Origin of the sequence: Microbacterium ulmi (genome assembly GCF_011759705.1) — a bacterium.
Lineage (GTDB): Bacteria > Actinomycetota > Actinomycetes > Actinomycetales > Microbacteriaceae > Microbacterium > Microbacterium ulmi.
The window spans coordinates 320,662-341,667 of sequence record NZ_JAAOZF010000002.1 but is presented as its reverse complement, the minus strand read 5'-3'; the positions used below and the strand labels follow the sequence as shown (position 1 = coordinate 341,667).

The window sequence follows — 21,006 nt, the reverse complement described above, 5'->3', positions numbered from 1 at the left end:
CGCTGTAGATATATCGGTCGCTTCCGACTACGTTCTGCGACAAGGGGAGACAGATTCGGGATGCGGATTGCATCCGGGAAGGGCTCGAAGATGAAGCGACGTTCCGCCGTCCTTGCAGCACTCACCGCCTCGATCCTCGCCGTGGGGACCGCCATTCCGGCGACCGCGGCGACGGATCCGCCGCCGGAGTTCACGGCGACGGCGCTCACGCCGTCCGAGGCCCCGACCGACAGCGCAAGGACCAAGACCGGACGTCTCGCGGAGAGCGACTCCGCCGTCATCGGCCGCACGGACGGCCAGGTCATCACCGCGATGATCAAGGTCGACGTCGACCCCGTCGCGTCCTACACGGGCGACGTGGAGGGGTTCGCTGCGACCAGCCCGGAAGTGACGGGGAAGAAGCTCTCGCTGAGCGACCCCGCCGTTGCGAAGTATCTGCAGCACGTCGAGTCCGTTCTCGCCGACGCGCAGAAGGGCATCGCCGCCGCCGTGCCATCGACCAAGGTCCTGAGCTCGTACGCCATCGCGTACGGCGGGCTCGCCGTGACGGTCCCCGCGCGCGACGCGAAGCTCATCCTGGGCGTGCCCGGAGTCGCGGCCGTGCAGGACAACGCGCGCAGGAGCACCCCCACCCGCGACTCGGGCGCGACCCTCGCGGGGGTTGCGGCATCCGGTCCCGCTCTCGCGGCGGGCGGCGCGGCGCCGCTCGACAACGATGCGAGCACCTTCGTGGGCGCCGACAAGGTCTGGCCCGCGCTCGGCGGTCGTGACCACGCGGGTCAGGGCGTCATCATCGGCGTGCTCGACACGGGCATCTGGCCCGAGCACCCGATGCTCGCCGACAACGGCATCCCGACGCCTCCCGGCGGACTGCGGGACTGCGAGTTCGGGATCGCAGGCGACGCCGCCTTCGCGTGCAACGACAAGCTGGTCGGCGCTCGCGCGTTCCTCGACACCCAGATCGCACTGGAGTCGCCCGGCGCTGCGGACTTCTGCACCGCCACCGCGTGCTCGCCCCGCGACTCGGACGGCCACGGCACGCACACGGCCACCACTGCAGCGGGCAGCTACGTCCAGAACGCGCCGATCTTCGGCGTCGATCGCGGACCCGTCAGCGGCATCGCGCCCGGAGCCTCGATCATCGCCTACCGCGTGTGCATCGCAGGCTGCTACACCTCGGATTCGACCGCCGCCGTCCAGCAGGCGATCCTCGACGGCGTCGACGTGATCAACTTCTCGATCAGCGGCGGCGGCTCGGCCTACACGGATGCCGTGGAGCTCGCGTTCCTCGACGCCTTCGCGGCAGGCATCACCGTGAATGTGTCCGCCGGCAACGCCGGGCCGGGGGCCGCGACCGCCGACCACGCGGGCCCGTGGCTGACCACCGTCGCCGCATCGACCTTCGACCGCGCGTTCACGTCGACGCTCACCCTGACCTCGAGCGACGGCACGTCGTTCTCGAAGGGCGGCGCGACGCTGACGTCCGGTGTGACGAACGCGCCCGTCGTGCTGGCGCAGAACGTCCCCGGGTACACGGGCGGCGCGATCTGCAGCACGCCGTTCGCCGCGGGAAGCCTCACGGGCCAGGTCGTCGCGTGCGAGCGCGGCGGGACGGGTCCGAACGGACCCGTCGGCCGCGTCGAGAAGGGCTTCTACGCGACGCAGGGCGGCGCTGCGGGCCTCATCCTTTACAACCCGACCGCGAGCGACACCGAGACCGACAACCACTTCCTCCCCGCGATCCACCTCGAGGGCCCCAACGCCGAACTCGTCGCCTACATCTCGGGGCACCCCGATGTGACGGCGACGTGGGCGGCGGGTCAGTCGACCAAGGCCGCCGGAGACGTCATGGCCGGCTTCAGCTCTCGCGGTCCTCTCGGCGACTTCCTGAAGCCCGATGTCACGGCACCGGGGGTGCAGGTGCTCGCCGGTCACACGCCGGAGTCCACCGACCTCGCGACGGGACCGCAGGGCGAGCTGTTCCAGGCGATCGCGGGAACGTCGATGTCGTCGCCGCACGCGGCGGGCGTCTCGCTCCTCGTCAAGGCGGCTCACCCCACGTGGACGCCCGGACAGGTCAAGTCGGCGCTCATGACGTCGTCTGTGCAGAGCGTCGTGAACCCCGACGGCAGCGCCGCGGGCGTCTTCGACCGTGGCGCGGGCAGCATCCGTGCCGACCGTGCGGTGGCGCCTTCGCTGACCATCAGCGAGACGGCCGCGAACTTCGCGGCGAGCGCGACCAACCCGAACTCGCGGCAGAACCTCAACATCGCGAGCGTCAACGTCAACCCGCTGCCCGGTGCGGCGATCGTCAAGCGCACCGTCACGAACGCCACGAGCGGCTCGCTGACGTTCACGGCGAAGGGCACCAACGCGGACGGACTGCAGCTCATCGTCGCGCCCCTCTCGTTCACGCTGAAGGCAGGCGCGTCTCGGGAGATCACGATCATCCTGAACGGCATCAAGGCGACGGACGGCTGGCACACCGGCCAGGTGACGCTCACTCCGTCCAAGAGCGGCGCGATCCCGGTCGTGCTGCCCGTCGCTGCGAACGTCGGCGATGCCGCGATCGCTCTGACGCAGTCCTGCACCCCGTCGGAGATCGCCCGCGGCAAGACGACGACGTGCACCGTCTCGGCCTCGAGCCAGCTGCCGGTCGACGTCGACGCCAAGATCGACGTCGTCGCCAACCCTCTCCTCCAGGTGACGAGCGTCACGGCGCCCGCCAAGAAGCAGCTCCTCGGAGCCACGTGGAAGGGGACGCTCGCGGGGGCGAAGGCACCGACGATCACGGGCGTGGCACCGGGGACGTCGCCGGCCGGCTACCTCCCGCTGTCGCTTTTCGGGATCGCGCCGACACCAGGGCTCGGAGACGAGACGATCGCGAACTTCAACGTTCCGAACTTCTTGTACGGCGGTGAGGTCTACAACCGGATCGGCATCACCTCCAACGGGTACGCCGTCGTCGGCGGCGGGACCTCGGCGGACGTCGAGTTCGAACCCCACCCGGACGACTTCCCGAACCCGGCTGCACCCAACAACGTGCTGGCCCCGTACTGGACGGATCTCAACTTCGCCAACGGCGGAGCGTTCCGCGCCGGGACGCTGACGGACGGAGTCAACACGTGGCTCGTGCTCGATTGGGACGCGGTCGCGCTCTACGGACAGCCCGACAAGACGAACTCGTTCCAGATCTGGATCGGGGTCGACGGGACGGAGGACATCTCGTTCACCTACGGCACGCTGAACCGCGACGCGAGCTATCCGACGCTGACCGGCGCCGAGAACCGTGACGGATCGAGCGGCGCAACCGCGCCGAACGACAGCGTCGCGGAGGGCACCGAGCTGCGGATCACGACCACCCCGCCCGTCGCGGGGGGCGCCGTGACGTTCGACTACACGCTGAAGGGGCTCATCAAGGGCACGTGGACGACCGCCGCGACTCTCCAGTCGTCCGCGCTCAACGTGATCCCCGTCGAGACGACGAAGATCACCGTCAAGTAGCCCGCGCTCGCAGGGCGTATCGGCGCCGGATCCCTTGTGGATCCGGCGCCGATATCATGTGTGCATGGAACTGCGCCGGCTGCTCGTCGCGACGATCGTCGCGGCAACCGGCACGCGAACGCGTCGCGCCTGAGCGGGCAGGACGCCGCGCGCGTCCGAAGCTGAGCGAAATCCCGTGCGATCCGCACCGGTAGCCTTGATTCCACCTCACGCTCTGGAGAGTTCCCTTGACTGACGTCGTCATCCCGTCGGACGTGGCGTATCCCGCCGACGGCTTCGCCCTCTTCCCCGACCGCTCCGTCGTCGCGCTCCGCGTCAACGGCGAGCTGAAGGATCTCGCGACGATCGTGGAGGCGACGGATGCCGTCGAGCCCGTCGCGATCGACAGCCCGGACGGGCTCGGCATCCTGCGCCACTCCACGGCGCACGTGCTCGCGCAGGCCGTGCAGCGCATCGACCCGCAGGCGAACCTCGGCATCGGCCCGCCCATCACGGACGGCTTCTACTACGACTTCGGCGTCGACGAGCCGTTCACGCCCGAGAAGCTCAAGGCGATCGACAAGGAGATGCAGCGCATCATCCGCGAGGGGCAGCGCTTCGTCCGCCGTGTCGTGACCGACGACGAGGCGCGCGCCGAGCTCGCGAACGAGCCCTTCAAGCTCGAGCTCATCGGACTCAAGGGCGGCGGAGCGGAGAAGACCGAGGGCGCCTCGGTCGAGGTCGGCGCCGGCGAGCTGACGATCTACGACAACGTGAACCGCGACGGCGAGACCGTCTGGAAGGACCTCTGCCGCGGGCCGCACCTGCCGAACACGCGCCTCATCGGCAACGGCTGGGCACTGCAGCGCGTCGCCGGCGCGTACTGGCGGGGGAGCGAGAAGAACCCGCAGCTGCAGCGCATCTACGGCACCGCATGGCCCACGAAGGACGAGCTGCGGGCCTACCAGCTCCGCCTCGAAGAGGCGGCCAAGCGCGATCACCGCAAGCTCGGCAAGGAGCTCGACCTGTTCTCGTTCCCCGACGAGATCGGCTCGGGACTGTCGGTGTGGCACCCCAAGGGCGGCATCATCCGGCAGGAGATGGAGCAGCACGCCCTCAAGCGCCACCGCGAGGGCGGCTACACCTACGTCTACACGCCGCACATCACGAAGAAGGACCTCTTCATCGAGTCCAACCACCTCGTGACGTACAAGGAGGGCATGTTCCCGCCGATCCGCCTCGACGAGGAGCGCGACGCTGCAGGCGAGGTGACGAAGACGGGCATCGACTACTACCTGAAGCCGATGAACTGCCCCATGCACATCCTCATCTACCGCGAGCGCGCCCGAAGCTACCGCGACCTGCCGATGCGTCTCTACGAGAACGGCACCGTGTACCGCTACGAGCTCTCCGGAGCGCTGCACGGGCTCACCCGCGTGCGCGGCTTCACACAGGACGACTCGCACCTGTTCGTCACACCCGATCAGCTCGAAGAGGAGGCGGGCCGTGTGCTCGACTTCGTCCTCTCCATGCTGCGCGACTTCGGCCTCACCGACTTCGAGCTCGAGCTGTCGCTGCGCGACGACGAGAAGGACAAGTGGATCGGCGACGAGGAGCACTGGACCCAAGCATCCGACGCGCTGCGCCGTGTCGCGAAGGCGTCCGGCCTCAAGCTCACCGAGGTCGAAGGCGAGGCGGCGTTCTACGGGCCGAAGATCGACCTCAAGACGAAGGACGCCCTCGGTCGCACGTGGCAGCTGTCGACGGTGCAGATCGACTTCAACCTTCCGGAGCGGTTCGGCCTCGAGTTCACGGGTCCCGACGGCGAGAAGCACCGCCCGGTCATGATCCACCGCGCCCTGTTCGGCTCCGCCGAGCGGTTCTTCGCGATCCTGCTCGAGCACTATGCGGGCGCGTTCCCCGTGTGGCTCTCGCCCGTGCAGGTCGTCGGCATCCCCGTCGCCGACGAGTATGCCGACTACCTCGGCGAGGTCGTCGCCCAGCTGAAGGCCGACGGCGTCCGCGCCGAGCTCGACCACAGCGACGACCGCATGCAGAAGAAGATCCGCACCCACACGACGCAGAAGGTCCCGCTCATGCTCATCGCGGGCGAGCAGGACCGCACAGCGGGCACCGTGTCCTTCCGCTTCCGTGACGGCTCGCAGGAGAACGGCATCCCGATCGCCGACGCGGTGCGGCGCATCCAGACCGCGATCGCGTCGAAGGCGCTCGTCGACACCGCGGAGGACCTGGCGTGACGGACGCTGCGGAGACGGACGTCGAGGACGCCCGGCTGATCGCCGCGAGCGAGCTTCCGGGCGTCCCCGACGAGTTCCAGCGCCTGTGGACCCCGCACAGGATGGCGTACATCCAGGCGGGCCCGCAGGTGCTGCGCGACGCGTGCCCCTTCTGCGCCGCTCCGCACAGATCCGACGAGGACGGCCTCATCGTCGCCCGCGGCGAGACGGCGTACGTCCTGCTGAACCTCTTCCCGTACAACTCGGGCCACCTGCTCGTGTGCCCGTACCGTCATGTCGCGACCTACGACCAGGCCACCCAGGAGGAGGTCGCCGAGATCGGCGCGCTCACGCAGCAGGGGATGCGGGTCCTTCGGCGCGTGTCGCGCTGCGACGGCTTCAACCTCGGGATGAACCAGGGCGCGGTCGCGGGCGCGGGCGTCGATGAGCACCTGCATCAGCACATCGTGCCGCGATGGGCCGCAGACGCGAACTTCTTCCCGATCATCGCGAGGACGAAGGCGCTGCCGCAACTGCTCGGCGATGTCCGCCGCGCTCTCGCCGACGCGTGGGGCGACTGACCGCGGCGGCACGATGCGCCGCGAAGGATGCGGCCGTTCAGCGCACCGCGCGCACGGAGAACTGCATGCGCGGATGCGCGTACGCCTCCTGTGACTCGACGAGCTGCAGCTCGCGCTCGCCTGAGCGGTGCGTGTTCTCGAGCAGGTCGAAGACGCTCGAGGCCGTGCGTGCGAGGGCGTCCGCGGCATCCCCCGTCCGGCGGTAGTGCGCCGTGAAGAGGGCAGCCGTGACGTCGCCCGAGCCGTTCGCCTTCAGGGGCAGCAGAGGCGTCTGGACGATCCAGGCTCCCGCGTCGTCGACGGCGAGCATCTCGATCGTGCCCTCTTCCCGGTCGGGGCGCTCGACGCTCGTGACGAGCACCGTCCGCGGCCCCATCGCCCGCGCCGCCTCCACCGACTCGAGCGTCGACTCGATCGAGCCGGGCTCCGTGCCCGTGAGGAAGCCCAGCTCGAACTGGTTGGGCGTGATGATGTCTGCCACGGGGACGACGCGCTCGCGCAGGAGGACGGGGATCGCCGGGGCGACGAAGCATCCCGACCTCGCGTTGCCCATGACGGGATCGCACGCGTACACGGCATCCGGGTTCGCGGCCTTCACACGTGCGACGGCGTCGATGATGACGTCGCCGATGCCTTCGCCTCCCTGGTATCCGGACAGCACGACGTCGATCTGCGGGAAGACTCCGCGCTCCTCGATGCCCGTGATGACGTCGGCGACGTCGGACGGCGCGATGAGCGGACCGCGCCAGGCGCCGTACCCCGTGTGGTTCGAGAAGGCGACCGTGTAGATGGGGAGCACCTCGACGCCGATGCGCTGCAGCGGGAAGACCGCGGCGGAGTTGCCGACGTGACCGTACGCGACGGCCGACTGGATCGAGAGGATCTTCACCGTCCGATCATGCCACCCGTGCGCATCCGGCGCGGCAGGAGCGGCATCCTGCGCGAACTAGAATCGATGGTTATGACTGAGACCCCCAACCAGGTCGGATCGAGCCGCGTCAAGCGCGGCCTCGCGGAGATGCTGAAGGGCGGCGTCATCATGGACGTCGTCACGGCCGAGCAGGCGAAGATCGCAGAGGATGCCGGCGCCGTCGCCGTCATGGCGCTCGAGCGTGTTCCCGCCGACATCCGCGCGCAGGGCGGCGTCGCCCGCATGAGCGATCCCGACCTCATCGACGACATCATCGCCTCGGTCTCGATCCCGGTCATGGCGAAGGCGCGCATCGGCCACTTCGTCGAGGCGCAGGTGCTGCAGGAGCTCGGCGTCGACTACATCGACGAGTCCGAGGTGCTCTCGCCCGCCGACTACGTCAACCACATCGACAAGTGGAAGTTCACGGTCCCGTTCGTGTGCGGCGCGACGAACCTCGGCGAGGCCCTGCGGCGCATCAACGAGGGTGCCGCGATGATCCGCTCGAAGGGCGAAGCCGGCACCGGCGACGTCTCCGAGGCCACGAAGCACATCCGGAAGATCTCGAGCGAGATCAACGTCCTGCGCTCCATGACGAAGGACGAGCTGTTCGTCGCCGCGAAGGAGCTCCAGGCGCCCTACGACCTCGTCGCGGAGATCGCCGAGACGGGCAAGCTCCCCGTCGTCCTGTTCGTCGCGGGCGGTGTGGCCACGCCCGCCGACGCCGCCATGATGATGCAGCTCGGCGCCGACGGCGTGTTCGTCGGCTCGGGCATCTTCAAGTCCGGCAATCCCGCCGAGCGCGCCGCCGCCATCGTCAAGGCGACGACGTTCTACGACGACCCGAAGGTGATCGCGGACGTCTCTCGCGGTCTCGGTGAGGCGATGGTCGGCATCAACGTCGCCGATCTCGCGGCTCCCCACCGACTCGCCGATCGCGGCTGGTGACGGCCGTGATCCGAGCTCGCCGAGCAGCAGAGCGCGGCTGGTAGCCGATGGCGGCACGTCCCCGCGTCGGCATCCTCGCGCTGCAGGGCGACGTGCGCGAGCATGCCCGCGTCCTCACGGAGCTCGGCGCGGACGTCGACCTCGTGCGACGCCCCGCCGAGCTCGCGGCCGTGGACGGGCTCGTCATCCCCGGGGGCGAGTCCAGCGTCATCGACAAGCTGTCGCGCGCGTTCGGCATGCGCGACCCGATCCGCGCCGCGATCGCCGGGGGGATGCCGATGTACGGCACGTGCGCAGGGCTCATCCTCCTGGCCGAGCGCATCACGGACGGCATCGAGGGGCAGCAGACGTTCGGCGGCCTCGACGTGACGGTCCGCCGCAACGCGTTCGGCAGCCAGGTCGACTCCTTCGAGACCGATCTCGACATCCCGGTGCTCGGAGAGCCGCCCGTGCACGCGGTGTTCATCCGCGCGCCCCTCGTCGAGGACGTCGGCGCGGGCGTCGAGCCCCTTGCGGCGCTCTCGGACGGCCGCGTCGTCGCCGTGCGCTCGGGCGCGCTGCTCGGGACGTCGTTCCATCCCGAGGTCATGGGCGAGCACCGTTTCCACGGGTTGCTCCTCGACGCCGTGCGGAACGCCTGACGTCGGGGGTCGCGCGTAGGCTCGCCGCCATGACGACCTGGGTCGCGCTGCTGCGCGGAGTCAACGTCGGCGGCATAACGATCCGCAGCGCCGACCTGGGCGCGCTCTTCCGCGAGCAGGGCTTCGACGACGTCCGCACGTTCCTCGCGAGCGGCAACGTGCGCTTCGAGACGGATGCCGCGGCGGTTCACCGCGCCGCGCTGAAGTCCCGCATCGAGGCCGCCCTGCGCGACAGGTTCTCGTACGACGCCTGGATCGTGCTCGTCACGCGGTCCGAGCTCGACGCGGCGATCGACGGCTTCCCGTTCGACGCCGACAATCCCGCACGGCAGCCGTGGGTGGTCTTCTGCACCGACGAGGCGACGCGGACGGAGCTCGCGGCGGCCGCGGCATCCCTCGATCCGTCGGTGGACCCGATCTCGACAGGGCCCGGCGTCGTCTACTGGAACCCCGTCAAGGGCACGACGGTCGACACCCCGTTCGCGAAGATGCTGGCAAAGGCGCGCTACAAGGCGACGACGACCAACCGCAACCTGCGCACGCTCGTCAAGATCGCGAGCTGAGCTCCCCGACGAGCCGGGCGATCGCCGCCACCGTGAGATCGACGTCCTCTTGCGTCGTCGCCCACGACGACATCGAGCATCGGAGGGTCGCGCGACCGTCCCACTCGGCGCCGGTGAGGGCGGCCGTGCCCTCCTCCAGGATCGCGGCGCCGAGCGCGCGTGTGGCCTCGTCGTCCTCGAGCCGGAACATCACCTGCGTGTAGGGAACCTCGTTCACGACGATGACGCCCGGGATGCCGCGCAGCCCTGCCTCGAGGCGCCCGGCGTTGTCGCGAAGACGGTCGATGAGGGCTGCGACGCCCCGACGGCCCAGGCTCCGCAGCGCGGCCCACGCGGGCACGCCGCGTCCTCGCCGCGACAGCTCGGGGCTCACGTCCCACGGGTCGAGGCTCGTGAAGACGAGATAGTCGCCGCCCGCGCGGAAGAACGCGATCGCATCGGCGGGGTCGCGCACGATCGCGATGCCGCAGTCGTACGGCACGTTGAGCGTCTTGTGCGCGTCGGTCGTCCACGAGTCCGCGTCGGTCATGCCGTCGGTGAGGGGGCGGAGGCGATCGGATGCCGCGGCCCACAGCCCGAACGCGCCGTCGATGTGGACCCATGCGCCGTGGCGGCGCGCGATGGGGACGAGCTCGGCGAAGGGGTCGAACGCGCCCGTGTGCACCTCTCCCGCCTGCAGGCACACGATCGCGGGTCCGTCGCCGACGGAGAGGGCGGTCTCCAGCGCCTGCGGGATCATGCGCCCCTGGTCGTCGGCGGCCACGACGGTGAACTCCTCGGATCCGATGCCGCAGAACCTCGCCGCCCGATCGATCGATCCGTGACGATGCTCTCCGACGACGAGTCGCACGGCGGGGGCGCGGCGCAGTCCCCGCTTCGTCGCATCCCACCCGACCCGGCGCAGGACGGCATGCTGCGCGATGGCGAGGCACACGTAGTTCGACACCTGCGCTCCCGTGACCCAGCCCACGACCGCCTCCGCGGGGAGCCCGAGCAGGTCGCAGATCCACTCCCCGGCGATACGCTCGAGGGCGACCGTCGTCGGGGTGAGGGTGCTCGAGCCGGAGTTCTGATCCCACGTCGACACGAGCCAGTCGGCGGCCAGGGCGGCAGGAAGCGTGCCGCCGATGACGAATCCGAAGAACCGTCCGCCGGGGATCGCGACCAGGCCCGGCTCCGCCTTGTCGGCGAGCTCTGCGACCACGTCCGCGGCATCTCGGCCTTCTTCGCCGAGAGGCCCGCCGAAGACCGCGAGCATGTCATCGAGCGTCGCCCGGGGCCACACGGGCCGGTCGTCGAGCGAGTCGAGGAAGTCGAGAGCCGCGCGGTGGGCCGCCTGGAGGGCGCGTTGTCGTTCGTCCATGCACACCGAGTGTTCTCCGGTGCGCGTCCTGATACAACGACCATCTCGGGCAGACCCTGTTGCCCGGCCGCGGAGGCTCGCGTATCGTCGCAGCCGGGGGAGCAGGGGAGTGTACCCGCGGGGAGCGGGACGGATGACTGGGGACTCTGTCATGTCCGATTTCTTCACGATGCAGGCGGGCGAGACGACCGCGCCGATACCGGACGGCCCCGTCCTGTGCCAGGCGTCGGCGGGGATGCGCCGCATCCATCGCGTCTTCCTGTGGCTCTACGACGAGATGCCGGGGCTCGCACGCTCCGTCGCCGCGGGCGACACGGCGCGCTCGGCGTACGTGGGAGACGTCTTCCGCAACGTCGACAAGCTCCTGCACGTGCATCATGAGGGCGAAGACCTCTACATGTATCCGGTGCTGCGGGAGCGCGCGCCCGCATGCGCGCTGCACGTCGATCTCATGCTCGCCCAGCACCAGGAGGTCTCGGCCCGGCTGGACGAGATCGCCGCGGTCCGGGAGCGCTGGATCGTCGCCCCCGACTCCGCTCTCGGGGAGGAGCTGGCCACCATGTACGCCGAGCTCTCGAAGGTCCTGAAGGTCCATCTCCGCCGTGAGGTCACCGAGGCGACGCCGGCCGTCGAGAGGGTGATGACCGAGAAGGAGTTCGGCAAGCTCGCGCAGCACGGGGTCGACGAGTTCGAGAAGAAGGTCGTCCTCGCGTACCTCGGCATGATCCTCGCGACGAACCCGCCAGGAGAGCGCGAGGAGTTCTTCAAGGACATCCCCCTCCCGATCCGCATGGCCTACCGACTGGTCGGCAAGGGGCTCTACCGCAAGCAGTACTCGACTCTCTTCCCCGGGCGCGAGATCCCCGAGACGCTGTAGCCCGTCGGGTCGCGGCATCCGGTCGCCTAGAATCGATCCCATGTCCGGCCACTCCAAGTGGGCGACGACGAAGCACAAGAAGGCCGTCATCGACGCGCGCCGCGCCAAGTCGTTCGCCAAGCTCATCAAGAACATCGAGGTCGCCGCCAAGCTCGGCGGCGCAGACCTCGCAGGCAACCCGACCCTCTACGACGCCGTCCAGAAGGCGAAGAAGACCTCGGTCCCGAATGACAACATCGATCGCGCCATCAAGCGCGGAGCGGGTGTCGGCGGCGAGTCGGTCGAGTACACGACGATCGTGTACGAAGGCTACGGACCCAACGGCGTGGCCCTGCTCATCGAGTGTCTGACCGACAACAAGAACCGCGCTGCGGCCGAGGTGCGCACGGCGCTCTCCCGCAACGGCGGAACGCTCGCCGACCCGGGCTCGGTCGCCTACAACTTCTCGCGCAAGGGCGTCATCGTCGTGTCCGGTGAGGGCACGACCGAGGACGACGTCATGCTCGCGGCCCTCGAGGCCGGTGCCGAGGAGGTCGAGCCGCACGCCCAGGGCTTCGAGGTCGTCACGGACGCCTCCGACCTCGTGCCCGTCCGCGCCGCGCTGCAGGCCGCCGGCCTCGACTACGAGTCCGCAGACGTCGAGTTCGTGCCGTCGCTCAAGGTCGAGATCGACGCCGACACGGCGCGCAAGGTCTTCCGCCTCATCGACGCGCTCGAAGACAGCGACGACGTGCAGAACGTGTACAGCAACTTCGACCTGTCGGCCGAGGTCCAGGCCGAGCTCGAGAACGACGACTGACCTCTTCCGAGCCGGGAGCCGCTTCTGCGCCGCACGGCACGCACCGCGTGTCGTCCAGCCGCAGAAGCGGCTTGTCGTTCTCGGAGCGGCGGGTCTGCGGGGCGCCGGGGAGAGGCGGGGCTAGCGTGAGACGGTGAGTCGATTGCGGGTGCTGGGCGTCGACCCGGGCCTCACCCGGTGCGGCGTGGGGATCGTGGATGTCGCACGCGACCGCTCCGCGACCCTCGTGCACGTCGGGGTCGTGCGGTCGGATCCGGGCGAGCCCATCGAACGGCGGCTCGCGAGGATCGCGGCCGGCATCAGGGCCGTCATCGACGAGTTCGCCCCGTCGGTCGTCGCCGTCGAGCGCGTCTTCGCGCAGCACAACCGCACCACCGTGATGGGCACGGCCCAGGCGAGCGGCATCGCGCTGCTCGCGGCGGGGGAGCGCGGCATCCCCGCCGCGACGCACACGCCGTCCGAGGTCAAGGCGGCCATCACGGGCTACGGCGCCGCCGACAAGCGGCAGGTGCAGACGATGGTCGCGCGCATCCTGCGGCTCGACGAGCTTCCGAAGCCGGCGGACGCCGCGGACGCGCTCGCTCTCGCCCTCTGCCATGCGTGGCGCGGCGCCCCCGCCGCGAGTCCGGCGACGACGCTGACGCCCGCGCAGCGCGCGTGGGCCGATGCCGAGCGCGTCGCGCGCCGGTGATCGCCCGTCGCGGGAGCGTGTCGCTCGAACAAACCTGCGAATCCGTCCGTAGGCTCGGAGAATGATCTCCTCGCTGCGCGGACGCGTCGCCCACGTCGAAGCGGAGTCCGTCGTCGTCGAGGTCGGCGGCGTCGGGCTCGCCGTCCACGTGACCCCTCAGGTGGCTCGCACGGCGCACGTCGGCCACGAGCTCGCGCTGCACACGAACCTCATCGTGCGTGAGGACGCGCTGACGCTGTTCGGGTTCTCCTCGCGCGACGAGCTCGTCGTGTTCTCCCAGCTGCTCGGCGTCACGGGGGTCGGGCCGAAGTCCGCGCTCGGCGTGCTCTCCGCCCTGACGGTGGGTCAGATCGCGGATGCCGTCGCGGCCGACGACGACGCTCCGTTCCGCCGCGTGTCGGGCATCGGGCCCAAGACCGCGAAGCTCATCGTCGTGCAGCTCGCCGGAAAGCTCGCTCCCGTCCACGCGACGGCGGGAGCGGCTCCGGATGCCGCGCCCGTCGTGTCGGCGCAGGTCACGCAGGCCCTCGTCGGGCTCGGCTGGTCCGAGCGCATCGCGGCGGAGGCCGTGGCATCCGTCGCCGCCGACGCGGGCGAGCATGAGCGCGCCTCCGTCTCGGCCCTTCTCCGGCTGACCCTCGCCGTGCTCGGCCCTGCCCGGAAGGAGTCCGTCGGTGGATGACCTGCGCGACGTCGGCGAGCCCGTCGACGAGACCGAGCTCGCGATCGAGGGGGCGCTGCGCCCCACGTCCCTCGCGGAGTTCGTCGGACAGCACAAGGTGCGCGGGCAGCTGCAGCTGCTGCTGGACGCCGCTCGCATTCAGCAGCGCTCGCCCGACCACATCCTGATGTCCGGACCCCCCGGGCTCGGCAAGACCACGCTCGCGATGATCGTGGCGCACGAGAGCGGTCGCCCCCTGCGGCTCTCGAGCGGACCCGCCATCCAGCACGCGGGCGACCTTGCCGCCCTCCTCTCGAGCCTCACGCCGGGCGAAGTGCTGTTCATCGACGAAGTGCACAGGATGGCGCGTTCCGCGGAGGAGATGCTCTATCTCGCGATGGAGGACTTCCGCATCGACATCATGGTCGGAAAGGGAGCAGGCGCGACGAGCATCCCGCTCGATCTCGCGCCGTTCACCCTCGTCGGCGCGACGACCCGCTCCGGGCTGCTCCCGAACCCTCTGCGCGACCGGTTCGGGTTCACGGCGCACCTCGAGTTCTACGAGCCCGCCGAGCTGGAGCGCGTCGTCGAGCGCTCCGCCGCGATGCTCGGCGTCGATCTTCCCGTCTCGGCCCGCGCCGAGATCGCCCGGCGTTCGCGCGGCACGCCGCGCATCGCGAACAGGCTCCTGCGACGCGTCCGCGACTACGCCGTCGTGCACGGCGGCGGAGCGGATGCCGCAGCCGTCGCGGCAGCCCTCGAGCTGTACGACGTCGACGCGATCGGGCTCGACCGGCTCGACAGGGCCGTGCTCGACGCGATCGTGCACCGCTTCCGCGGCGGCCCGGTCGGGCTCAGCACGCTCGCCGTCGCCGTCGGCGAGGAGGCGGAGACGATCGAGTCCGTCGTCGAGCCGTACCTCGTCCGCATCGGGTTCCTCGGACGCACGCCTCGGGGGCGCATCGCGACGCCGGAGGCCTACGCCCACCTCGGCGTCGCGCACGCCGACGGGGCCCTGAGATTCGATGACCTATAATCACTGAAGGCTTTCGCCGAACCCCCGAACTTCACGGCAGCGCAGCCATGCTGCGCGCCACACCTGAAAGGTGCCCCTCCACATGACTGAGTGGATTCTGCCCATACTGCTGCTGGTGCTCCTCGTCTTCATGTTCTGGAGCTCGCGGCGACGGATGGCGAAGCAGAAGCTCGAGCAGGAGGCCAAGGCCCGTCAGACGGTCCCCGGCGCCGAGGTGCTTCTGCAGGGCGGTCTGTACGGCACGATCGTCGCGTACGACCCCGACAACCTCGACCAGCCCGCCATCGTCGAGATCGCTCCCGGCGTCGACATCAAGGTGCACAGCCAGTCGATCCTGCGCATCGTGAGCCCCACCGAGGGCGCCGTGACCGAGGACGAGTACCTCGAGGCCGAAGACGAGGCCGAGGAGTACGCCGCCGACGTCGCCGAAGGCGCGGAGTCCTCCGTCAGCGACGACGCGGCGGCCGGCGAGGCCGACACCGACACCGAGCCCGGCGCCAAGCCCCAGGCCTGATCCGTTCGCCCGTACGCCGGGCATCGAGAAAGCTGACCCCTCGTGGCGACATCCACCCCCGTCCGGCATGCCTGGCGCGCCCTCACCTGGCTGCTCGTGATCACGTGCGTGCTGTTCGGCATCAACGCCCTCGGCGTCTACGTCTTCGGCAAGAGCTCCTGGACCCCGGAGCTCGCGCTCGACCTCCAGGGCGGCACGCAGATCATCCTCGAGGCGCAGAGCGCCGACGGGACGGCCCCGACCGACGACCAGATGAACCAGGCGGCGACGATCATCCGTCAGCGCGTCGACGCGTCGGGCGTCGGCGAGGCGGACGTGACGACTCAGGCCGGCAACCAGATCGTCGTGCAGATCCCCGGCCCGGCCGACGAGGAGACCCGCAACCGCATCGAGGCGTCCGCCCAGCTGCAGCTGCGCGCAGTCCTCTATGCGGGCGCGCCGGCGACGACCTTCGTGGGCGACGACGGCAAGGAGACGCCGTACCCGACGCCCGATCCGTCGCTGAACGCCACGCCGACGGCGTCGCCGACGAACGGCAGCGATCCCGCCTGGATCACGGAGAAGCTGCAGGCGCAGTTCCTCGCCTACGACTGCGCGAACCCCGAGAACGATCCCGCGAACGCGCCGAAGGACCAGCCGCTCATCACGTGCGAGGCCGACGGCTCGGTCAAGTACATCCTCGGTCCCGTCGAGCTCGACGGCTCGTCGATCTCGGACGCGAGCTACGGCCTGCAGCAGCAGAACGGGCTGTGGGCGGTCAACCTCAAGTTCGACGACGAGGGCACCCAGACTTTCGGCCAGATCAGCCAGCGTCTGTACGGCGCGACCGCTCCGCTGAACCAGTTCGCCTTCGTGCTCGACGGCTACGTGCTGTCGGCGCCCTCGATGAACGCCGTGATCCTCGACGGCAACCCAAGCATCACGGGCAGCTTCACGCAGGAGTCGGCCAGGACCCTCGCCGACCAACTCCGGTACGGTGCGCTCCCGCTGAGCTTCGTCGTGGAGAGCTCCAACTCGATCTCCGCGACGCTCGGAACGCAGCAGCTGCAGATCGGCCTCATCGCGGGCCTCATCGGCCTCGCCCTCGTCGCGATCTACTCCCTCATCGTCTACCGCGCGCTCGGCTTCGTCATCATCGCCTCTCTCGCGGTGATGGGCGTCCTGACGTACCTCGCCCTGTGCATCCTCGCGTGGCGCATGGGCTTCCGGCTGTCGCTCGCTGGTGTCGCGGGCCTCATCGTGACGATCGGCTTCACGGCGGACTCGTTCATCGTGTACTTCGAGCGCATCAGGGACGAGCTGCGCGACGGCAAGTCGATCACCGGCGCCGTCGAGGACGGTTGGGCGCGGGCAAGACGGACGATCTACATCTCGAAGTCGATCAACATCCTCGCGGCCGTCGTCCTGTACATCCTCGCGGACGCGACCGTGAAGGGCTTCGCCTTCACGCTCGGACTCACGACCGCGATCGACGTCCTGATCTTCATCCTCTTCACGCACCCCGTCCTGCAGCTCCTGGCGCGCACGCGGTTCTTCGGCTCGGGCCACCGCCTGTCCGGGCTCGACCCCGACGCCCTCGGCGCCGTATACCGGGGCCGCGCGCAGTTCCGGGCACCCGTCCTCGAGACGGCCAAAGGCGGCGCCGCCCGCCGCACGCAGAAGTCGCGCGGCGAGGCCGAGCGTCGTCAGACGATCGCCGAGCGCAAGCAGGCCGAGCTCGCGGCCGCGACCACCGCCAAGGGCGACGGCAGACCCGACACGACCGGCAAGGGGGGAGACGCCTGATGCGCTCCATGAACGAGCTCGGCAACGACCTCTACACCGGAAAGACGTCCTTCCCGTTCGTCGGACGCCGGCGCCTGTGGTTCCTCATCGCCGCGATCCTCGTGGTCGGCGCTGCCCTCGTGCCGTTCATCCGACCCGTCCAGTTCTCGATCGAGTTCACGGGCGGCTCGCAGTTCACCGTGTCGGGCGTCACGAGCACCGATCAGTCCATCGCGACGGATGCCGTGCAGTCGGTCGTCGCCGGCGCGACGACGAAGGTCGTCATCGTCGGCACCGACACCGTCCGAGTGCAGACCGATCAGATGAGCGACCCCGAGACGCGTGCGGTCTCCGCGGCCCTCGCCGAGGCGTACGAGGTCGACGCGAGCGAGGTCTCGGCATCCTTCATCGGCCCCAGCTGGGGAGCCGACGTCACACGCCAGTCGCTGTGGGGCCTCGCGATCTTCCTCGCGCTCACGTTCCTGATCCTCGCGCTCTACTTCCGCACGTGGAAGATGTCGGCGGCGGCGATCCTCGGCCTCGTCGACGTGCTCGTGATCACGATCGGCATCTACGCGCTGGCCGGGTTCGAGATCTCGCCTGCGGCCGTCATCGGGTTCCTCACGATCCTCGCCTACTCGCTCTACGACACGACCGTCGTGTTCGACAAGATCCGCGAGAACACGGCCGAGGACGGCGAGGCCACGGGCAGGACGTTCGGCGAGTCCGTGAACCTCGCGGTCAACCAGACGCTCGTGCGGTCGATCAACACGACGGTCGTCGCGATCCTGCCGGTCGGCGCGATCCTGTTCATCGGTGCCTTCTGGCTCGGCGCGCAGACTCTCAGCGACATCTCGCTGTCGATCTTCGTCGGCATCATCGTCGCGGCCTACTCGACCCTGTTCGTCGCGGCTCCGCTGTACTCGTTCTTCCGCGAGAGCGAGCCGGCGGTCAAGGCGCACGATGCGAAGGTTCTCGCGTTGCGCGAGCGGGCGGGCGTTCCGGCCTAGCGAAGACGGCCGGGGCGCGCCCGGCGCGGGCGTAGGATGGATCATTCCGGCGCAGGGGAGGAGATCGGCGTGACCGAGACCGTTCCTGCGGCCGCGCAGACCTCGTCGCTGCGCCGCCTCGTGCCGCGCATCTTCTCGCGCGCGGCGCGCCGCGACGACGTCGAACAGCTCCTCCGCACGGTGCGCACGCACCACCCGAAGGGCGACCTGACGATCGTCGAGCGCGCGTACACCACCGCCGAGGGCGCGCACGCGGGTCAGACGCGTCAGAGCGGCGAGCCGTACATCACGCATCCGCTCGCGGTCGCCCAGATCCTGGCCGATCTGGGGCTCGGGCCCAAGGCCATCGCAGCCGCGCTGCTGCACGACACCGTCGAAGACACCGAGTACGGGCTCGACCAGCTCACGGCCGAGTTCGGCGACGAGGTCGCGATGCTCGTCGACGGCGTCACGAAGCTCGACAAGGTCAAGTACGGCGAGAGCGCGCAGGCCGAGACCGTCCGCAAGATGATCGTCGCGATGTCCAAGGACATCCGGGTCCTGCTCATCAAGCTCGCCGACCGCCTGCACAACGCGCGCACGTGGGGCTTCGTGCCTCCCGAGAAGGCCGCGAAGAAGGCGACCGAGACACTCGAGATCTATGCGCCGCTCGCACACCGGCTCGGCATCCAGGCGATCAAGTCCGAGCTCGAAGACCTGTCGTTCGCCGTCCTGCACCCCAAGCTCTACGCCGAGATCGAGAGCCTTGTGAAGCAGCGCACGCCGCAGCGAGAGCAGTATGTGCAGAACGTCATCGGCGCCGTCGACGCCGACCTGAGAGAGCTGCGCATCCGTGGGCGCGTCATGGGCCGGCCCAAGCAGCTGTACTCCGTCTATCAGAAGATGGTCGTGCGCGGCCGCGAGTTCGACGACATCTACGATCTCATCGGCATCCGCATCCTCGTCGGCAGCGTCCGTGACTGCTACGCGGTCCTGGGCGCCATCCACGCTCGCTGGACGCCGCTGCCCGGCCGCTTCAAGGACTACATCGCGACGCCGAAGTTCAATCTGTACCAGTCGCTGCACACGACCGTCATCGGACCGGGCGGCCGAACGGTCGAGATCCAGATCCGCACGAACGAGATGCATCAGCAGGCGGAGTACGGCGTCGCGGCGCACTGGAAGTACAAGGAGCAGATGAACGGCGGCAAGCCGGACTCCAAGTCCGTCGACGCCGACATGGCCTGGCTCGCGCACATCTCCGACTGGCAGGCCGAGACGGCCGACCCCGGCGAGTTCCTCGACTCGCTGCGCTTCGAGATCGGTGCCAAGGAGGTCTACGTCTTCACGCCGAAGGGGCGCGTCATCGGCCTGCCTGCGGGCGCGACGCCCGTCGACTTCGCCTACGCCGTGCACACCGAGGTCGGCCATCGCACGATGGGCGCCAAGGTCAACGGACGACTCGTGCCCCTCGAGTCCGAGCTCAAGAGCGGCGACGTCGTCGAGGTGTTCACCTCCAAGAACCCAGATGCCGGACCCAGCCAGGACTGGCTCGGGTTCGTCAAGAGCACCCGCGCGCGCAGCAAGATCCGCGGGTGGTTCACGAAGGAGCGCCGCGAAGAGGCGATCGAACAGGGCAAGGAGGCGATCGCCCGCGCGATGCGCCGCCAGAACCTGCCGCTGCAGCGCCTCATGAGCCAGGACTCGTTCGCGGAGGTCGCACAGCAGCTGCGCTACGAGGACGTCTCTGCCCTGTACGCCGCCGTCGGCGAAGGGCACGTGTCGACGCAGTCGGTCATCGAGAAGGTGACGGCGCTCGTGAGCGCGACCGACACGTCGACGGGCCTCATCGACATCCCGGCCGTCGGGCGGTCGCGAGCCCCGCGCGGCGGCGACTCCGGCATCCTCGTGCGCGGCGCCCCCGACATCCTCGTCAAGCTCGCGAAGTGCTGCACGCCGGTGCCCGGAGACGAGATCGTCGGCTTCGTGACGCGCGGCAGCGGCGTGTCGGTGCACCGCGCCGACTGCACGAACGTCACCTCGCTGATGTCGGATCCCGAGCGGATCATCGAGGTCGAGTGGGCCCCCACGACCAAGAGCGTCTTCCTCGTGCAGATCCAGGTCGAGGCCCTCGACCGCTCGGGCCTCCTGAGCGACGTCACGCGCGTGCTCAGCGAGCATCATGTCAACATCCTGTCGGCGACCGTGTCGACCTCGAGCGACCGTCTCGCGTTGAGCAGGTTCGTGTTCGAGATGGGCGACATCGTGCATCTCGACCGCGTCCTCAACGCCGTGCGGCGCATCGACGCCGTCTACGACGTCTACCGCGTCACGTCGTCCTGACGACCTGCACGGGGGGCGGTCGCGCGGTCGCGCTCTGCCAGGCCCCGCAGGAACGCGAGCGCCGAGCGCTTGTGCGGCAGCGACCCATGCGCGTTCAGCCACGCGATCGCGTCGGATGCGAGACCGGGATGCGCGTCGGCGAGGAGGCGGGCGGCCTCCGCATGGGAGTCGTCGGGCACCCGCGCGAGGTCGGCGAGCGTGCGGACGGGCGAGGTCACGAGCACGCCGCCCAGCACCTGCAGGTCGTCCTGCTCGATCGCGCCGTCGCGGTAGAGGATCCGTCTGCCCATGACGTGATGCAGGCGCTTCGCGACGGCCCGCTGCACCGTGTGCCGCGCGGGAGGCTCGGAGAGCGCGCCGTGCACCCAGGCCGCCGTCAGATGCGTCGCCGCGAGGGTGTCGCCCAGGATGCCGCGAAGCGATCCCGCCCGCAGTCCTGAGGTCTCGACCGCATCGGCCGGGATATAGGCGTCGCCGAGCTCGACGAGGTGCCCGTCGAGTCGCGCGGCCGACAGCTCGGCAGGCGACAGGCGGTCGTCGACGAAGTACAGGAACGGCGAGGCAGGCGACGGGGTCACAAGAGGCAGTGTGCCCCACGCCTGCGAC

At 69.7% G+C, this 21,006-nt stretch carries 18 protein-coding genes; 15 read left to right on the top strand and 3 right to left on the bottom strand.

Translation table 11 applies throughout. The annotated features are described in order from the left end of the window. The first annotated feature begins 90 nt into the window (after positions 1-90). From FHS08_RS14240 to FHS08_RS14230, 3 genes are all read left to right on the top strand, one after another. Positions 91-3,504: a S8 family serine peptidase gene (locus FHS08_RS14240; RefSeq protein ID WP_167040524.1), complete on the top strand. Its 3,414-nt coding sequence runs from the start codon at positions 91-93 to the stop codon at positions 3,502-3,504. Positions 3,505-3,731: 227 nt separating this feature from the next. Beyond that, complete coding sequence (thrS, locus tag FHS08_RS14235) at positions 3,732-5,741, top strand: threonine--tRNA ligase (protein WP_167040521.1); 2,010 nt, start codon at positions 3,732-3,734, stop codon at positions 5,739-5,741. Beyond that, a complete protein-coding gene (locus FHS08_RS14230; RefSeq protein WP_167040518.1) occupies positions 5,738-6,301 on the top strand; it encodes an HIT domain-containing protein in 564 nt (187 codons plus the stop codon). The genes thrS and FHS08_RS14230 overlap by 4 nt, the downstream gene beginning before the upstream one ends. A gap of 37 nt (positions 6,302-6,338) precedes the next feature. Here the strand turns inward: FHS08_RS14230 and pdxY are convergent, their stop codons facing one another. Beyond that, the gene (gene pdxY, locus FHS08_RS14225; RefSeq protein WP_167040515.1) at positions 6,339-7,190 is read right to left on the bottom strand and encodes a pyridoxal kinase PdxY; all 852 of its coding nucleotides are present in this window, start codon (positions 7,188-7,190) and stop codon (positions 6,339-6,341) included. 72 nt (positions 7,191-7,262) lie between these two features. On the opposite strand from pdxY, the gene pdxS reads away from it, so the two are divergent. The 3 genes from pdxS to FHS08_RS14210 are packed head-to-tail and all read left to right on the top strand — an operon-like array spanning position 7,263 to position 9,363. Further along, positions 7,263-8,159, top strand: coding sequence for a pyridoxal 5'-phosphate synthase lyase subunit PdxS (pdxS, locus tag FHS08_RS14220; protein ID WP_167040511.1), 897 nt, complete (start codon positions 7,263-7,265; stop codon positions 8,157-8,159). Between the two features lie 47 nt (positions 8,160-8,206). Further along, a complete protein-coding gene (pdxT, locus tag FHS08_RS14215; protein WP_167040508.1) occupies positions 8,207-8,800 on the top strand; it encodes a pyridoxal 5'-phosphate synthase glutaminase subunit PdxT in 594 nt (197 codons plus the stop codon). 29 nt (positions 8,801-8,829) lie between these two features. Next, the gene (locus tag FHS08_RS14210) at positions 8,830-9,363 is read left to right on the top strand and encodes a DUF1697 domain-containing protein (protein ID WP_167040506.1); all 534 of its coding nucleotides are present in this window, start codon (positions 8,830-8,832) and stop codon (positions 9,361-9,363) included. Here the strand turns inward: FHS08_RS14210 and FHS08_RS14205 are convergent. Continuing rightward, positions 9,347-10,726, bottom strand: coding sequence for a pyridoxal phosphate-dependent decarboxylase family protein (locus FHS08_RS14205; protein WP_167040503.1), 1,380 nt, complete (start codon positions 10,724-10,726; stop codon positions 9,347-9,349). The genes FHS08_RS14210 and FHS08_RS14205 overlap by 17 nt on opposite strands. Positions 10,727-10,877: 151 nt before the next feature. Between FHS08_RS14205 and FHS08_RS14200 the strand changes: the two genes are divergently transcribed. The 9 genes from FHS08_RS14200 to FHS08_RS14160 all read left to right on the top strand — a co-directional run bounded on the left by FHS08_RS14200 (position 10,878) and on the right by FHS08_RS14160 (position 20,400). Then, positions 10,878-11,603 carry a hemerythrin domain-containing protein gene (locus FHS08_RS14200; RefSeq protein WP_167040500.1) on the top strand — a complete coding sequence of 242 codons (726 nt, stop codon included), beginning with the start codon at positions 10,878-10,880 and terminating at the stop codon, positions 11,601-11,603. A gap of 40 nt (positions 11,604-11,643) precedes the next feature. Then, positions 11,644-12,402 (top strand): YebC/PmpR family DNA-binding transcriptional regulator, encoded by a 759-nt coding sequence (locus tag FHS08_RS14195; protein WP_167040497.1) that lies wholly within the window; start codon positions 11,644-11,646, stop codon positions 12,400-12,402. A 133-nt stretch (positions 12,403-12,535) separates the two neighbouring features. Beyond that, a complete protein-coding gene (gene ruvC / locus FHS08_RS14190) occupies positions 12,536-13,093 on the top strand; it encodes a crossover junction endodeoxyribonuclease RuvC (RefSeq protein ID WP_167040495.1) in 558 nt (185 codons plus the stop codon). 61 nt (positions 13,094-13,154) lie between these two features. Then, positions 13,155-13,775, top strand: coding sequence for a Holliday junction branch migration protein RuvA (gene ruvA / locus FHS08_RS14185; protein ID WP_167040493.1), 621 nt, complete (start codon positions 13,155-13,157; stop codon positions 13,773-13,775). After that, positions 13,768-14,790, top strand: coding sequence for a Holliday junction branch migration DNA helicase RuvB (ruvB, locus tag FHS08_RS14180; RefSeq protein WP_167040491.1), 1,023 nt, complete (start codon positions 13,768-13,770; stop codon positions 14,788-14,790). The genes ruvA and ruvB overlap by 8 nt, the downstream gene beginning before the upstream one ends. 82 nt (positions 14,791-14,872) lie before the next feature. After that, positions 14,873-15,304 carry a preprotein translocase subunit YajC gene (locus FHS08_RS14175; protein WP_167040489.1) on the top strand — a complete coding sequence of 144 codons (432 nt, stop codon included), beginning with the start codon at positions 14,873-14,875 and terminating at the stop codon, positions 15,302-15,304. Positions 15,305-15,346: 42 nt separating this feature from the next. Beyond that, the gene (gene secD, locus FHS08_RS14170) at positions 15,347-17,089 is read left to right on the top strand and encodes a protein translocase subunit SecD (protein ID WP_167040487.1); all 1,743 of its coding nucleotides are present in this window, start codon (positions 15,347-15,349) and stop codon (positions 17,087-17,089) included. Further along, a complete protein-coding gene (gene secF / locus FHS08_RS14165; protein ID WP_167040485.1) occupies positions 17,089-18,078 on the top strand; it encodes a protein translocase subunit SecF in 990 nt (329 codons plus the stop codon). The genes secD and secF overlap by 1 nt, the downstream gene beginning before the upstream one ends. Positions 18,079-18,114: 36 nt before the next feature. After that, the gene (locus tag FHS08_RS14160) at positions 18,115-20,400 is read left to right on the top strand and encodes a RelA/SpoT family protein (RefSeq protein ID WP_208382566.1); all 2,286 of its coding nucleotides are present in this window, start codon (positions 18,115-18,117) and stop codon (positions 20,398-20,400) included. Here the strand turns inward: FHS08_RS14160 and FHS08_RS14155 are convergent. Beyond that, positions 20,379-20,978, bottom strand: coding sequence for a type IV toxin-antitoxin system AbiEi family antitoxin (locus FHS08_RS14155; RefSeq protein ID WP_341800429.1), 600 nt, complete (start codon positions 20,976-20,978; stop codon positions 20,379-20,381). The two genes, FHS08_RS14160 and FHS08_RS14155, sit on opposite strands and share 22 nt — an antisense overlap. Positions 20,979-21,006 lie beyond the last annotated feature (28 nt).

Excerpts from the sequence above, each read along its gene's own strand:
- FHS08_RS14240 (WP_167040524.1), top strand. The coding sequence starts at position 91 with ATGAAGCGACGTTCCGCCGTCCTTGCAGCACTCACCGCCTCGATCCTC.
- pdxS (WP_167040511.1), top strand. The coding sequence starts at position 7,263 with ATGACTGAGACCCCCAACCAGGTCGGATCGAGCCGCGTCAAGCGCGGC.
- pdxT (WP_167040508.1), top strand. The coding sequence starts at position 8,207 with ATGGCGGCACGTCCCCGCGTCGGCATCCTCGCGCTGCAGGGCGACGTG.
- FHS08_RS14210 (WP_167040506.1), top strand. The coding sequence starts at position 8,830 with ATGACGACCTGGGTCGCGCTGCTGCGCGGAGTCAACGTCGGCGGCATA.
- FHS08_RS14205 (WP_167040503.1), bottom strand. The coding sequence starts at position 10,726 with ATGGACGAACGACAACGCGCCCTCCAGGCGGCCCACCGCGCGGCTCTC.
- FHS08_RS14200 (WP_167040500.1), top strand. The coding sequence starts at position 10,878 with ATGTCCGATTTCTTCACGATGCAGGCGGGCGAGACGACCGCGCCGATA.
- FHS08_RS14195 (WP_167040497.1), top strand. The coding sequence starts at position 11,644 with ATGTCCGGCCACTCCAAGTGGGCGACGACGAAGCACAAGAAGGCCGTC.
- ruvA (WP_167040493.1), top strand. The coding sequence starts at position 13,155 with ATGATCTCCTCGCTGCGCGGACGCGTCGCCCACGTCGAAGCGGAGTCC.
- FHS08_RS14175 (WP_167040489.1), top strand. The coding sequence starts at position 14,873 with ATGACTGAGTGGATTCTGCCCATACTGCTGCTGGTGCTCCTCGTCTTC.
- secF (WP_167040485.1), top strand. The coding sequence starts at position 17,089 with ATGCGCTCCATGAACGAGCTCGGCAACGACCTCTACACCGGAAAGACG.
- FHS08_RS14160 (WP_208382566.1), top strand. The coding sequence starts at position 18,115 with ATGGATCATTCCGGCGCAGGGGAGGAGATCGGCGTGACCGAGACCGTT.